The 14,304-nt window shown below is 64.5% G+C and carries 10 protein-coding genes; 4 read left to right on the top strand and 6 right to left on the bottom strand.

Annotated elements, in window-relative coordinates; translation table 11 throughout:
- Positions 1-14 precede the first annotated feature (14 nt).
- From JFN91_RS00810 to JFN91_RS00785, 6 genes are all read right to left on the bottom strand, one after another.
- Positions 15-2,264 carry a GspE/PulE family protein gene (locus JFN91_RS00810; RefSeq protein ID WP_199387328.1) on the bottom strand — a complete coding sequence of 750 codons (2,250 nt, stop codon included), beginning with the start codon at positions 2,262-2,264 and terminating at the stop codon, positions 15-17.
- A 19-nt stretch (positions 2,265-2,283) separates the two neighbouring features.
- Complete coding sequence (locus JFN91_RS00805; RefSeq protein WP_199387327.1) at positions 2,284-4,455, bottom strand: putative bifunctional diguanylate cyclase/phosphodiesterase; 2,172 nt, start codon at positions 4,453-4,455, stop codon at positions 2,284-2,286.
- A complete protein-coding gene (locus JFN91_RS00800) occupies positions 4,456-5,022 on the bottom strand; it encodes a YfiR family protein (protein ID WP_199387326.1) in 567 nt (188 codons plus the stop codon).
- 14 nt (positions 5,023-5,036) lie between these two features.
- Positions 5,037-7,091 (bottom strand): TonB-dependent receptor plug domain-containing protein, encoded by a 2,055-nt coding sequence (locus tag JFN91_RS00795; RefSeq protein ID WP_199387325.1) that lies wholly within the window; start codon positions 7,089-7,091, stop codon positions 5,037-5,039.
- A gap of 719 nt (positions 7,092-7,810) precedes the next feature.
- Positions 7,811-8,170, bottom strand: a complete 360-nt coding sequence (locus JFN91_RS00790) for a hypothetical protein (protein ID WP_199387324.1) — start codon at positions 8,168-8,170, stop codon at positions 7,811-7,813.
- Positions 8,171-8,465: 295 nt separating this feature from the next.
- Positions 8,466-9,251, bottom strand: coding sequence for a sensor histidine kinase (locus JFN91_RS00785; protein ID WP_199387323.1), 786 nt, complete (start codon positions 9,249-9,251; stop codon positions 8,466-8,468).
- Positions 9,252-9,616: 365 nt separating this feature from the next.
- Here JFN91_RS00785 and fabG point away from each other — a divergent pair, with 365 nt between their 5' ends.
- From fabG to JFN91_RS00765, 4 genes are read left to right on the top strand one after another with little or no spacing between them, the layout of a single operon-like run.
- Positions 9,617-10,345, top strand: coding sequence for a 3-oxoacyl-ACP reductase FabG (gene fabG / locus JFN91_RS00780; protein ID WP_199387322.1), 729 nt, complete (start codon positions 9,617-9,619; stop codon positions 10,343-10,345).
- Between the two features lie 36 nt (positions 10,346-10,381).
- Positions 10,382-11,602 carry a beta-ketoacyl-[acyl-carrier-protein] synthase family protein gene (locus tag JFN91_RS22350; RefSeq protein WP_199387321.1) on the top strand — a complete coding sequence of 407 codons (1,221 nt, stop codon included), beginning with the start codon at positions 10,382-10,384 and terminating at the stop codon, positions 11,600-11,602.
- A complete protein-coding gene (locus JFN91_RS00770) occupies positions 11,599-13,083 on the top strand; it encodes a phytoene desaturase family protein (RefSeq protein WP_199387320.1) in 1,485 nt (494 codons plus the stop codon). The genes JFN91_RS22350 and JFN91_RS00770 overlap by 4 nt, the downstream gene beginning before the upstream one ends.
- The gene (locus JFN91_RS00765; protein ID WP_199387319.1) at positions 13,074-14,303 is read left to right on the top strand and encodes a beta-ketoacyl-[acyl-carrier-protein] synthase family protein; all 1,230 of its coding nucleotides are present in this window, start codon (positions 13,074-13,076) and stop codon (positions 14,301-14,303) included. Before JFN91_RS00770 ends, JFN91_RS00765 begins: the two co-directional genes overlap by 10 nt.
- Position 14,304: the final 1 nt, after the last annotated feature.

The following is a 14,304-nucleotide window of genomic DNA, read 5'->3' as shown; positions in this document are numbered from 1 at the left end:
TCATGCCGCCGTTGCTACATGCAGACCTTGAGGATCTGCTCCAGGTCGGTATCCCCCTGCAGCACCTTCATCAGGCCGTCCATCTTGAGGGTCCACATCCCCTCGTCCATGGCCAGGGAGCGCAGCTCGTCCATGCCCACCCCGCGCCTGATGGCGGTCTTGACCTTCTCGGTCCCGATCATGAGCTCGTGCAGGGCGATGCGCCCCTTGTAGCCGGTGCCGGCGCACTCCTCGCACCCCACCGCCTTCATGAAGTTGGCTTCCTTGAAGTCGGGGATCACCCCTTCGCGGTCGCCGGCGATCTGGCGCAGGGCGGCCACCGTGTCGTCGTAGTGCTCACGCTGGCCGTGCGCCGGCTTTTTGCAGTTCGGGCAGAGTCTCTTGGCCAGGCGCTGCGCCACGATGCCCAAAAGCGCGTCCGAGAAGTTGAAGGGGTCCATCCCCATCTCGATCAGGCGCACCGCCGCCTCGGGCGCCGAGTTGGTGTGCAGGGTGGAGAAGACCAGGTGGCCGGTGAGCGAAGCCTCGATGGCGATCTTGGAGGTCTCGGCGTCGCGCATCTCGCCGATCATGATCACGTCGGGGTCGGCGCGCAGAAACGAGCGCAGCGCCTCGGCGAAGGTGAAGCCGATCTTGGCGTTGACCTGCACCTGGCACAGCCCCGCCTGGGTGATCTCGACCGGGTCCTCCGCGGTCCAGATCTTGCGTTCCTGGGTGTTGATGTGCCCAAGGGCCGAGTGCAGCGTGGTGGTCTTGCCCGAGCCGGTGGGGCCGACGCAGAGGATGATGCCATGCGGCTTCTCCAGGATGTCCACGAAGCGCACCAGGTTGTGCGGCAAAAGCCCCAGCCCCGGCAGGGGGAGCGGCTTGGAGGCCGCCAGGAGCCTCAATACCGCGGCTTCGCGCCCGCCGACCATGGGGGTGATCTCGACCCGGTACTCCAGCATCTGCTGCCGGTAGCGCAGCAGGATCTTGCCGCTTTGCGGGCGGCGCCGCTCGGCTATGTTCAGGTCGGCCATGATCTTGATGCGCACCGTGATGGCCCCCTTGTAGGAGGCGGCGACCTTGTGGGCGTGGATGCATTCGCCGTCGATGCGGTAGCGGATGTTGAGCGGCTCGTTGCCGTTGCCCGGCTCGAAGTGGATGTCCGAGGCGCCGCGCCGGTAGGCGTCGACCAGGATCCGGTTCACCAGGGAGATGATCTTGGAGTCGGGCTCGAAGAGCAGGCGGGTCTCGTCGGTCTCTTCCTCTATGGTCACCGTCTCCGCCTCCCCCTTCATGGAGTTCAGCAGGGTGTCCACCGTCTCGATCCGGTTGCGGTAGTACTTGTCGATGGCCGCCATGATCTGGTGCGAGGAGGCCACCACCAGTTCCGGGACGAAGTTGGTGGAGAACCTCAGGTTGTCCCCGATGGTGAGGTCGGTGGGGGCGCAGGTTGCCACCACCAGCTTTCTCCCCTCCAGCGAGATCGGGAATACCTTGAGCCGGGTGGCGAGCCCCTCGGAAATAGCGCTCAGCGCTGCTTCGCCGGGAATCACCGTCTCCAGGTCCACGAAGCGGAGCCGGAACTTGGTGGCCAGCGCGGACAAAAGCTGCTCCTCGGTGATCAGCCCCTTCATGATCAGCAGTTCACCCACCTGCAGCTTCTTCCCCTTCTGGCTCTTGAAGGCGGCCTCGACCTGCTCGCGGGTCACCAGCCCCGACTCGACCAGGATGTCCCCCACCCGGGTATGGTGCATCTCGTGCTTTTGTGCCTGCTCGTGCATATCTCCCTCGTCGACCGCGTCGGCCAGGAGGATGGCCGCGTCCTGGTCGCGGTGCGCCTGTTCCTCCTGCAGCTTGAGCGCCGCCTCCAGCTTGTCGGTGGAGACGTAGCCCTGGTCCTGGAGGATCTGGCCGGTGTAGCGGGCGTCCTGGCGGTAACGCACGCCGGAATCGGTAAAAAAGAAGGTCTGGTAACTCTCGCCCGGACCGGGCAGGAGCCCCAGGAACCCCTTCAGGAACTTGCCGTTCACCGGCACGTGGACCCGGAAGGTCTCGCCGGCGATGGTCTGCACCTCTTCGAGCGAGTCGTTGCCGCCGGGCCCTATGCCGGCGGGGGGGCTCAGGAAGCGGATGTAGCAGATCTCGTCCAGGGAGAACACCAGCGTCTCCCTGCTCTCCTCGGTCAACACCTCGACGTCGGTATCCTGATACTTGAAGGAACGGGTCAGTACCCCCTTGATCTCGTCCCCGGTCTTCAGTTTTATGGTCAATTCGTTCATCGTCCCTCCTCGGCGGGCGCTACTCCGCGCCCCGCACCAGTTGCCGGGCGACTCCACCCTCAAGGGTCTCGGCGGCAGCGGTATGCAACTGCAGGTGATCCTCGTCGGTGAAGAAGCGGGCCACGCGCTCCGCGTTCACCGGGCGCGACACCAGGAAGCCCTGGATCTCGTGACACCCCTGGTCCTTCAGCGTTTCCAGCTGGTCCACCGATTCCACCCCTTCCGCCACGATCTGCATCTTGAGGCTCTTGGCCATGGCGATGATGGCGGTCACGATGGCCTGGTCCTCGGAACTCTTCATCATGTTGAGGATGAAGGTCCGGTCGATCTTCAGGGTGTTGATCGGGAAGCGGTGCAGGTACGACAGTGACGAGTAGCCGGTGCCGAAGTCGTCCACGGAGATGATGATCCCCATGTCGCGCAGCTCGCTCAGCACCCGGCAGGTGTACTCGTCGTTCTGCATCAGGGCGCTCTCGGTGATCTCGATCTCCAAAAGGGTCGGGTCGAGCCCGGTCGCCCCCAGCACGGCGCAGACCGACTGCTTCACGTCCTGGCGCTGGAAGTGGAACGGGGAGAGGTTGACCGCCACCCGGACCGGCGCCAGGTTCGCCTCCTGCCACGCCCTGGCCTGCAGGCAGGCGGTGCGCATGACCCACTCGGTCAGCTCCGCGATCATCCCCCCTTCTTCGGCCAGGCGAATGAACTTGTCCGGGGCGAGCATGCCCAGCCGCGGGTGCATCCAGCGTACCAGGGCCTCGACGCTGGTCACCTTGCCGGTGAGCAGGTCCACCTTGGGCTGGTAGTGCAGCACGAACTCGCCGTGCTCGATGGCCTGGCGCAGGTCGGCCAGCAGGGTGACCCGCTCGCTGGCGTGCTCGTTCATCTTCTTGTCGAAGAGCGAGTAGACGTTCTTGCCGCACCCCTTGGCGTGGTACATGGCGATGTCGGCGTTCATGAGCAGCTCGTCCACGCTCTTGCCGTCGTGCGGATAGAGGGTGACCCCGACGCTTGCGGTGACCCGGATTTCGCTGGCACCCAGGCGGAAGGGGGTGGCGAAGAGCGTCACCAGCTTCTGCGCCACCAGGGCCGCGTTCTCGGGGGTGGCGACGTTCTGGCAGAAGATGGTGAACTCGTCTCCCCCCAGGCGCGCCACCGTGTCGCAGCTGCGCACCACCGTCCCGAGCCGGCCCGCCACCTCGATCAGCAAGAGGTCTCCGGTGCGGTGCCCCAGGGTGTCGTTGATGTCCTTGAAGTGGTCCAGGTCGATGAAGATGACCGCCACCGCCTCATGGGAGCGCTCGGCGTGGAACAGCGCCTGGCCCAGGCGGTCGTAGAACAGGGTGCGGTTGGGGAGCCGGGTCAGGGGATCGTAGTGCGCCAGTTGCTGCAGGTGCGCCTGGCGCTGCCTGAGGATCTGGTCGCGCTCCTCGATCTCGTGCAGCATGTCGTTGAAGCCGTCGTAGAGCATGCCGATCTCGTCGTCGCACGGCTTGGCCACGCGCAGGGCAAAGTTCTTGCCGGCCGAGATCTCCTTCATGGCGGCGAGCAGCCCCAGAAGCGGCGCCGAGATCATCAGCTGCAGCCGGGCCGAGAACAGGCAGAACACCAGGAAGGTGACCGCCATGAACCCCAGCGCCACCAGGATGGTCCAGCGCAGGCTGTGCAGGAACCCCTTGGCATTGGCCTGGATGACCACCGTGCCGACCTGCTCGCGCTCCAGTCGGATCGGCTGCACCACGGTCGCGTAGCCGGACAAAAAGGAGCTGGTGTAGGCCTCCCCGGTCACCTGCTGCACCGCCCGCGCCACGTCGTCCGCCGAGGCCCAGTCGGGCAGGTATTCCAGCGGCAGCGCCGCGTGCTCCGCTTCGGCGGCATGGTAGCGCGCGAACAGGCGCCCCTCCTGGTTGAGGATGTAGATGGCGAGGATGTTGCTTTTTGCCGTGAGGGGCCTGATGGTGTCCTGCACCGACTTCAGGTCGTTGAAGACCAGCGCCGAGGCGCTGTTTTTGGCGATCATGTCCGCCAGCGAGACCAGGTACTCCTGCTGGTCCCGGTACAGGACCTTGGCCTCGCGGGTCACGTAAAAGAGGGAGGAGACGAAAAGCGTGGCCGTGCAGCAGCTCATGATGATCAGCATCAGTTTGCGCTGCAATGGGAGGTTCCTGATGAACTTTTCGCCCGGTCGTCTCATCTAATCACCCTCGCGTACGATCCTGGCCAGCTTCAAAAGCTGGGAACTGATCTTGAAACGGGACTGCTGCGCCGCCTTGACGTTGATCTCGAAGCGGACCCTCCCCTCGATCTCCACCAGGCCGATGATCCCCCCCAGCCTGGCGAAGTCCGGTTGATCGCTCACCGTCAACAGCGACCTCCTGCGCGCCTGGTCCAGGATGCCGGCCAGGTAGCGCTTCTCCACGCCGCTCACCACCAGCAGGTGACATATACCCAACTCCTCCCCCGGCTGCACCCGCCTGACCTGCAGGGGGTGCCCCAGCACCGTCTTGCCGCGGTACTGCTCCAGGGCCGCCGTGAAGGGACCGCGCCCAAGGCAGCAGACCACGAGCGGCGCCCCGGTTCCGGAGAAGGCATCGGCGGGCCACTCGATGTACTTGGCCATGTTGTAGACCATGGCGCTCTTCACCTGGTACTCCTGGGGGGCATCCGCCCCCAGTGGGCCCGGGTGGGCGAGGAGCAGGCAGAGGAGGGCCGGGAGCAAAAACCCCAGGCAGCACCTCCGTATCCGTGACAGAACTGGCATCGGCACCCCTCTCCCTAGAACCGGTAGCTGAACAGGAACCGGTAGGTCCTGCCGTCCTGCGGGATCAGGCTCTGCACGTGGTCCGTGGTGGCCGGATCCTGCAGGCGCCGGTCCAGGAGGTTGTAGATGGAGAAGGAGGCCTCCAGCCCCGGCAGCAGCGCCGTCGATGAAAGGGTGGCGTTGGTGACCAGGTATCCCGGGGAGGCGACCTGGGCGCCGTTGTGGGTGAACTCGCGCCGGCTCACCCCCTGTAACTCGATGCCGGCGAAGACCTTCTTCAGGTACAGGGGGGCGGTCAGGTTCAGCTTGACCAGGTGGCGCGGAGAATAGTCGAGACTATGGTCGGTCTCCCGGTCCCTCGCGGCGACGAATCCGTAGCTGCTGCGCGCGGCGAAGCCGCTGTTCCACTGCCCCTCGATTTCGAACTCGCCCCCGACCGCCTTGACCCGCTCCACGTTGGCGAAGGCGACCTGGGTGGGCGACACGTCCTGGTAGCTGATCAGGTGGTCGATCTGGTTGTAGAACAGGCTCGCGCTGGTGCGCACCACGTCGCCGTAGTACTGCTCGTAGATCGCCTCGTAGCTGCGCACGGTCTCGGGCCTGAGCGTCGGGCTGGTGGCGTAGCCGTTGAAGACGTCGTTGTAGTACAGCTCGTAGGCGTTGGGTGCGCGGAAGGCCTGGCCGTAGACCAGCTTGAAGACCGTCCCCTCGACCGGGGTGTAGATCAAGGCCAGGCGCGGACTGGTGGCGCCGCCGAAGGTCTCGTAGTGATCGTAGCGGATCCCGGCGTTCAGGATCAGCGTCTCCAGGATGCGCAGCTCGGCCTGGCCGAACAGGGCATAGAAGAGGTTGTCGTGGCTGTTGTCCAGCCGGCGCCCCCCCGGCACCAGGTCGTAGTTGGGGAGGTCGATCTGGAAGTTGTCGCGGAACATCATCCCGCCGGTCAGCTGCAGGCGCGGCAGCAGTTGGCGGCTTGCCTGCAGTTCGGCGCCCCACCAGCGCGCCAGGTGGTCGTCGCGGTTGACGTAGGTCGCCGGGTAGAAGACAGGATCGTCGCCGGTCTTGTCGTAGGCGAAGTTGCCGGTGAAGCGGTATTCGTCGTAGAAGAGCCGGGCGGTCACGCCGGTGCCGTCGATGGCCTTGTCGTAGCGCAGGTCGAGGAAGCTCCTGCGGTCGTTGGAGTTGGTGCGCGGGTCGTTGAAGATGGTGCCGAAGGAGGCGGTGGGGACCCTCTTGTCCCTCGAAACCAGGGCACCGGTCAAGGTGAGGTCCTGCAGGTGCCCGGAGAGGAACAGCGAGTAGCTGCGTTCCCGGTCCATGTTGGACGCGATGCCGTTGTTGGTGGCGGGATCGTTGAATGCAGGGAAGAAGAGGCGGTCGTTGCCGCGGCTGGAATAGCCGGAACCGGAGACGACTAACTCGCCGCCGTTGAAGAGCTTGCCGTAGGTGATGCGCCCGGAGCCGGTCTGCTGGCTGCCCCAGCCACCGCCCACCTCGACCCCGTCGATCTGCTTGGCGGACTTGCTGATGACGTTGATCACGCCGAAGAATGCGCCGGCGCCGTAGAGCGAGGAGCTCGGTCCGCGGATGATCTCGATGCGGTCGATGAGCGCCATGTCCAGGATGAACTCGGTGCCGATGGCCGCCGACTCGTAGATGGCGTCGTTGATGCGGTGCCCGTCCACCAGGAGCAGCAGGCGGGTGTTGTAGTCGCCGGGGCGGTTGAAGCCGCGGGTCCCTATGTAGCTGTAGTTCCTGTCGTAGGTGGTGAAGAAGCCGCGGGTCGCGTTCAGGACGTCGGCCATGGTGCGCCAGCCGTAGCGCCTGATCTCGTCGGAGGTGATCACGGTTACGGAGGCGGGCGCCTCGGTCACCACCTGCTCGAACTTGGAGACCCCGTAAACCTTCTCCACCTTGAGGTTGGTGAGCTGCTCGAGATCCATCGATTCGAGGTCGGACGGCGCCGGCTCCGCAGCGGCATCCTGGGCGAGCGCCGCCGTCGCGCACAGCAGCGACAGCAGCAGTGCGCCGGCCAGGGCCAGCCTCGGCCTGGGACGGGATCTTCTCATCGTCTTCCTCCAGCATTTCTGCTTCTTCTACACCTGTGCCGCTGGTTGGGACAACGAGCCTGTGGAAGAAGGCGCGGCAGTAACTCGATCAGTCCCGAGTAAACTGCTGACGGGTAACGGATCATTTAATATTTTATTATTATTGTCAACGATTAATACGTTTATCAACCAGCCAGTTACAACAAGCACTGGCAAAACGAGAAACAATAATCATTAAACTATTGCAACTATATTGTGCTAACTGTGCATTATGACTTGCTGTCGCGTCTTTCGGAAGCGTATCACACTGTCCACGCAATGCAATTTGGGGGCAGAGCCTGTCGTGCTTCTTCCTTCGCCGCCACTATCACATTCTTCTCATCGGTCGATGCGCTCTTAAAGTTAGGGATTGGATCATTTATTGTGCCCGCGCACGTTGAAAGGAGGGGGATAAGAGATGGGACAGAGCATGCGGCAAGAGATGGGGCAAGGCATGGGCGGATGATTATTCGCCCAGCTGCCCGCGAAGCCGCGGCAATTAACCCACGAAGGTTATCAGCAACATGTTTATATTCTTGAGACAATCAATTTCCAGGGTCACGACTTCTGTCTTTTTTTTCGCAGCCCTTGTCACTCGCAGTTTCTTCCAGATATTCGCGGTTGCGCCTCAAAAAGAAAAAGGGTCAGCCTTTTCAGGCTGACCCTTTATCGTCGAGTTTCTATGTGTGTTATTCCGGCAACTACTCCGGCAGGTACTCCGCCGCACCGATTTCGGTAAGGTAGAGACGCACCGTGATGGAACAGGCAGCGCCAAGACCGGTCACCAGGGCCACTACTTTCTCCAGGATGGTGGCGGCAAGTTTGTTCTCCCGCGCGGTGCGGGGGCCGAGGCTTCTGGCCAGCACGATCAGGCGGATATCGGCGCCGATATCGCGGCTGCTTGCCTGGGAGAACTGCAGCGAGATCTGCTCCGGCTTGAGGATCGCCATCTTCCCGCCGCGGATCTCCAGCAATTCCGAAATGATGGAAGGGAGCTCTCTGGCCAGGCCGTCAAGCACCTCGTCATTCACATTTGCTTTATGAACTATCGCGACATTCATGATTTATCTCCTCCTTGTGCAGTTTGTGCGGTGAACAATCGCGCCAGTATAGAAGAAAACTCATCAGACTTCAATAAGGAGATGCCTCTCTCAGAGAGGTGCGCGGAAGGGACCGGCTCCGTAAGGTGCCTGTCCCGCTAGCGGAACGCTCTCTTCCGCTCATCCACCTCATCCAACCCCAAGGGGGACAGGTACCTGGCGGAGCCAGTCCCCTCCTGTCGCTATGTGAGCCAATAAAAAAGGGACCCGACATAGTCGTGGTCCCTTTGAGTGCGGCCGGTGTTGCGTGTTCTTTCTAGGGGAGGGTAAAGAAGAAGATGGCGCCCTCTCCCTTTTCCGATTCGGCCCAGATCCTTCCCTGGTGCCGCTCGATGATGTGCTTGACCGTGGCCAGCCCGATGCCGTTGCCCTCGAACTCCCTGCCGTGCAGCCTCTGGAAGACATCAAAGAGGTTGTCCTTGTAGATGCTGTCGAAACCCACGCCGTTGTCTTTCACGAAGATGATCAGCTTGTCGTCGACAATGACCCGGCCGACTTCTATCTTGGCCGCCTCGGTGGTGGAGGTGTACTTCCAGGCGTTTTCCAGCAGATTCCACATCAACTGACCCAGCAGGGCCGGGTCGCCCTGGACGAAGAGTCCCTCGGCAATCACGACCTCGACCTGCCGCCCTGAATTCCCTTCCGTGAGGCGGTCGATGACGGCATGGGCCAGGCTGGAAAGGTTGACCATCCTGCTCTTGATCTTGATGCGGCTCACCTTGGCCAGATCGAGCAGATCGTCGATGAGTCGGCTCATGTCCCTGGTAGCCCGGCAGGAGCGCTCCAGCAGACGCTGCGCCTCCTCGGGCAGGTAGGAGACGAAGTCGTGCGCCAGGATGCTCAGGTAGCCGTTGATGTGGCGCAGCGGCGCCCTGAGGTCGTGCGACACAGCATAGCTGAACGATTCCAGTTCTTTCACGGCAAGTTCCAGGCTGTGCGCCCGTTCATCCGCCCTTTCCCACGCCGCCTGCAGTTCCTGGTTCTGCAACTCCAGTTCCGTCTGGTGCAGTTCCAGTTCCAGCAGCAGGCGCTGTCTATCCATATCCGACGGTGCCGACACATGGGCTGCCGATGACAGCGTTGCTACGCCGCGTGGCTCATTACCCACCTTTTCAATTATTGTCGTGCCCATATCCACCGCCATACATATGAAAGTTTTAAATTGCGTCTGCACATTAACTAATTACCAGATTAACTGCAACCAAAATAATTGGATTTAGGTTTTTCATTGAGTACGCGAGAGAAGGAGCTGGCAGGGCTATGACAGTGGCGATATTTAGGCCTGAAAGACAAGGATAATGTGTGGCTAGACACTCCCTTTTATATTGCCCGCTAGCCCAATCTCTTGTATAAAAGGCTGCCCACGCAACACCTCGAATTTCAACGCTGAAGGCGGGTTTACGGCTTATGTCATCTCGAAAGATCGCACTGGTGACCGGAGCAAGCAAAGGGATCGGAGCGGCCATCGCCCTCACCCTCGCACGCGACGGCTTCGATATCTGGCTCAACTACCGCTCCGACCATGCGGCCGCCGCCGAGGTGGCGCGCCAGGTCGAGGCCGCCGGGGCCTCCTGCCGGCTGGTCTGCTGCGACGTCGCCGACCCCGCCGCGGTCAAGGAGACGCTCGGGCCGCTGCTCGAGAACGAGTCCCCGGAGGTGCTGGTCAACAACGCCGGCCACGCCAAGGACACCCTCATGGTCTGGATGGGCGAGGACGAGTGGAAGGATGTCCTCTCCGTGCACCTGGACGGCTTCTTCCTGGTGACCAAGCTGGTGCTGGTCGGCATGCTCAAGAGGCGCAGCGGCCGGGTGATCAACATCGCCTCCACCTCCGGGCAAAGCGGCGTGGCGGGACAGGTGAACTACTCCGCCGCCAAGGCGGGCCTCATCGGCGCCACCAAGGCGCTCGCACTGGAGACCGCCAAGCGCAAGGTGCTGGTGAACGCGGTCGCCCCCGGCTTCATCGAGACCGACATGGTGGCCGCACTCCCCAAGGAGAAGATCGTCCCGATGATCCCGCTCGGTCGCATCGGCACCCCCGAGGAGGTGGCCGAGGTGGTCTCCTTCCTCGCCTCGGACAAGGCATCCTACATTACCGGACAGGTGATCGCCGTCAACGGCGGCATCTACCTGTAGCGGCGTTTCGACAGAACGACAGCAGTTGAGGTAACCGTGCATAAAGTGGCCATAACCGGGATCGGGATCGTTTCCTGCCTGGGGAGCAGCATCCCCGAGGTCGCGCATGCGCTCAGGTCCGGGCGCTCCGGCATCGTGCTCGACGAGGAACGCGCGCGGCTGGGCTTTCGCAGCCCGCTCACCGGGCGCATCGGCGAGTGGGAGCAGCGCGCCCCCCTCTCCAGGAAGCAGGCGAAGACCATGCCCGACTTCGCGGTGCACGCCTTCGCCGCCGCCTGGGACGCCCTCACCATGGCGGGCCTGCCGGAAGAGCTGGTGCAGAGCCCGGAGACGGGACTCATCTTCGGCTGCGATTCCAGCTGTCTCACCGCCGTGGAACAGGTGGAGCTTTTGCGCGAGCGCGGCGACACCCAGCTGATCGGCAGCGGACACGTCTTCCGCTCCATGACCTCCTGCATCACCATGAACCTCAACACCCTGCTCAAGTGCCGCGGCGCCTGCTGGACCATCAGCTCGGCCTGCTCCAGCGGCGGCCACGCGGTGGGACAGGCGGCGGACCTGATCGCCATGGGACGGCAGGAGCGGGTCATCTGCGGCGGCGCCCAGGAGATCAACTGGCAGTCCATGTGCAGCTTCGACGGGCTGGGTGCCTTCTCCCTGCGCCTGGACGACCCCGCCGGCGCCTCGCGCCCCTTCGACGCCGGGCGCGACGGCCTGGTCCCCAGCGGCGGCGCGGCCGCCCTGGTGCTGGAGCGCTACGACCTGGCGGTCGCCCGCGGCGCCACCATCCTCGGCGAGATCGCCGGTTACGCCTTCTCCTCCGACGGCAACCACATCTCGGTCCCGAGCAGCGACGGTCTGCAGCGCGCCATGCGGCAATCCGTCGCCCTCGCCGGACTCTCCACCGCCGACATCGGCTACGTCTGCGCCCACGCCACCTCGACCCCGGCCGGCGACGCAGCCGAGGCCCGCAACATCTCCGCCGTTTTCGGCCCGGCCACCCCGCCGGTCTCCTCGCTCAAGGGTATGACCGGGCATGAGCTCTGGATGTCGGGCGCCTCGCAGGTGGTGTACAGCACCATCATGGCGCGCGAGGGGTTCATCGCCAAGAACCTGAACTTCGCCACCCCCGACGAGGACTCGGCCCGACTCAACATCGTCACCGAGACCCTCAACGCCACCCCGGAGCACGTCCTGTGCAACTCGGCCGGCTTCGGCGGCACCAACTCCTGCCTGGTGCTGAGGTTCGCCCGGTGAGCTACCAGTACGCCGTCATCGGTGCCGGCGTCTCCGGTATCACCTGTGCCCTCACCCTGGCCCGCAGCGGCCAGAAGGTGGCGCTCATCGAGCAGGCGCCCCGCACCGCGCCCCTGTTGCGCGGCTTCTCGCGCCACGGCGTCCACTTCGACACCGGCTTCCACTACACCGGCGGGCTCGGTCCCGGGGAGCCGCTGGAGCTGTTCCTGAGCTACCTGGGGGTCGGCGACCGGATCGAGACCTTCTGCTTCGACGAGCAGGGCTTCGACCTCTTCCGCTGCGACGACCCCGCCTTCGAGTTCAGCTTCCCCATCGGCTTCGCCAACCTGCGCGAGCAACTGGTCGCGAGTTTCCCCGCTGAGCGGGAGGCGATCGACAGCTACCTGGACCAGGTGGCCGCCGCCTGTAACGCCATGCCCTACCTGAACCTGGAGGCGGAGCTGAGCCAGGAGTCGCTTCTGCAGCGGGTCATCGGCCCGAGCCTGCGCGAGGTGCTGGACCGCCTCACCGGCAACGAGCTCTTAAAAAGCTTGCTTTCGGTGCACTCCCTTTTATATGGTGTCTCCAGCCGCGAGGTCCCCTTCACCCTGCACGCCGCCATTGCCGGGAGCTACTATCAATCGGTCCGCGGCATCCGCGGCGGCGGCCTGAGTCTGGCGCGCGCCTTCGACGCGCGGCTCGCCGAACTGGGCGTAACGGTGCTCTGCTCGCGGCAGGCAACCGGCATCGAACTCTCCCCCGGCGGGGCGGTGAGCGGCGTGCGCCTGGCCGATGGTGAGCTGGTCCCCTGTACCGCGGCCATCGCCACGGTGCACCCGCAGCTGCTGCTCGACCTGGTGCCGGAAGGGGCTTTCCGCCCGGTCTACCGCAAGCGGCTCGCCTCCCTGGAGGAGACCGTCTCCGCCGTACTCTGCTTCGCCACCTGCGATAAGCCCATGCCCGGCCTCTCCGGGAGCAACCGGTTCTACGTCCCCGACACCGCCGCCATGGACGAACTCGGGGGGCGGACGGTTGGCAACGGCGCGCTCTACCTGAGCGCCGCCTACCGTGACGGCGACCCGGTCCCGGCGGGCTTCATCGGCATCTGCCCCGCCCTCTACAGCGAGGCCGCAGCATGGGAGTCGCGGCGGGGCAAGCGTCCCACCGGCTACGCAGGGTACAAGGAAGAGGCGCTGGAGCGCCTGACGACGCAGATCGCACGCGTCTACCCCGAACTCTCCGGCCATATCGGGAGCATCGAGGCATCCACACCCCTCACGGTGCGCGACTACTGCGCCACGCCCCTGGGCGGGCTCTACGGCGTCAAACACATGGTGGGGCAGTACAACCCGCAACCGGCCACCCGGGTCCCCGGCCTGTTCCTGTCGGGGCAGGCGGTGGCGTCCCCCGGGGTCATGGGGGCGGTACTCTCGGGGCTGGTCACCTGCGGCACCCTGCTCGGGCACGACCGCATCAGAAAGGAATTGAAGGGATGTTGCTGAGAAGAGTGGTCATCACCGGGGTCGGCACGGTCTCCCCGTTCGGGCGTGGCATCGACAACCTCATGGACGGGCTTTTGGCCGGCAGAAGCGGCGTGGTCGAGCTCCCGGCGCTGGCGGAGATCACCGGCATGCGCACCCGGGTCGCCGCCCTGGTCACCGGGGTCGATCCGATGGAGATCCCGCGCAAGTTCCGCCGCTCCATGTCCAGCATGTCCGTCTTCGCCACCCTCGCCGCCCAGGATGCCGTCGCCATGGCCGGGCTCGCCCCGGAACAGCTCTCCGGCGGCCAGCTCGGGGTCTCCATCGGCTCCACCACCGGCAGCCCGCAGACCATGGAAGAGTTCTTCCGCGAGTTCAACGCCGATCACAGCCTGGAGCGGATGAAGTCGACGCTCTTCTTCCACATCATGAACCACAGCTGCGCCTCCAACGTGGCGCAGGTACTGGGGGTCACCGGGAGGGTGCTGGCGCCTGCCGCCGCCTGCTCGACCTCGACCCACGCCATCGGCTACGGCGCCGAGATGATCGGCCTGGGCAAGCAGGAGTTCATGCTCTGCGGCGGCGCCGACGAGTTCCACCCGCTCACCTCGGGCACCTTCGACATCATCAACGCCGCTTCGGCAGGCTTCAACGACACGCCCCACCAGACGCCGCGTCCTTTCGACGCGAGGCGCGACGGTATCGTCTGCGGCGAGGGGAGCGGCATCCTGCTCTTGGAATCGCTCGATTCGGCCTTGGCGCGCGGCGCCGAGATCCTGGCCGAAGTGACCGGGTTCGCCACCAACTCCGACCCCGGCAGCATCGCCAACCCCGACACGGCCTGCATCGCCCAGTGCATGCGCCTCGCCCTCGCCGACGCCGGCATCGAGCCCGGCGAGGTCGACTACGTCAACGCCCACGCCACCGCCACCGAGCAGGGGGACATCGCCGAGTGCGCGGCCATCGCCGAGGTGTTCGGCGCGCAGACACCGGTCAGCAGCCTTAAGGGGCACCTCGGCCACACCATGGCCGCCAGTGGCGCCCTGGAGCTGGCCGCCTGCGTGGAGATGCTGCGCCGCGGGGTGCTGGTGCCGACCCTGAACCTGGACCAGGTCGATTCCGCCTGCGCCGGGGTGCTGCACCAAAGGGAGGTCGCCCGGCGCCGGGTCGACACCGTGATCAAGAACAATTTCGCCTTGGGTGGCGTCAATTCATCCATAATTTTGAGGAGATATGTCTAGT

Origin of the sequence: Geomonas anaerohicana, from assembly GCF_016458305.1 — a bacterium.
Taxonomy (GTDB): Bacteria; Desulfobacterota; Desulfuromonadia; order Geobacterales; family Geobacteraceae; genus Geomonas; species Geomonas anaerohicana.
The sequence above is the reverse complement of the archived record's forward strand: the minus strand, read 5'-3'. Positions and strand labels throughout refer to the sequence as shown.

What these genes read in the sequence shown, in the direction of transcription:
- JFN91_RS00805 (WP_199387327.1), bottom strand. Translation starts at nt 4,455, where the DNA reads ATGAGACGACCGGGCGAAAAGTTCATCAGGAACCTCCCATTGCAGCGC.
- JFN91_RS00810 (WP_199387328.1), bottom strand. Translation starts at nt 2,264, where the DNA reads ATGAACGAATTGACCATAAAACTGAAGACCGGGGACGAGATCAAGGGG.
- JFN91_RS00765 (WP_199387319.1), top strand. Translation starts at nt 13,074, where the DNA reads ATGTTGCTGAGAAGAGTGGTCATCACCGGGGTCGGCACGGTCTCCCCG.
- JFN91_RS00795 (WP_199387325.1), bottom strand. Translation starts at nt 7,091, where the DNA reads ATGAGAAGATCCCGTCCCAGGCCGAGGCTGGCCCTGGCCGGCGCACTG.
- fabG (WP_199387322.1), top strand. Translation starts at nt 9,617, where the DNA reads ATGTCATCTCGAAAGATCGCACTGGTGACCGGAGCAAGCAAAGGGATC.
- JFN91_RS00785 (WP_199387323.1), bottom strand. Translation starts at nt 9,251, where the DNA reads ATGGATAGACAGCGCCTGCTGCTGGAACTGGAACTGCACCAGACGGAA.
- JFN91_RS00800 (WP_199387326.1), bottom strand. Translation starts at nt 5,022, where the DNA reads ATGCCAGTTCTGTCACGGATACGGAGGTGCTGCCTGGGGTTTTTGCTC.
- JFN91_RS00790 (WP_199387324.1), bottom strand. Translation starts at nt 8,170, where the DNA reads ATGAATGTCGCGATAGTTCATAAAGCAAATGTGAATGACGAGGTGCTT.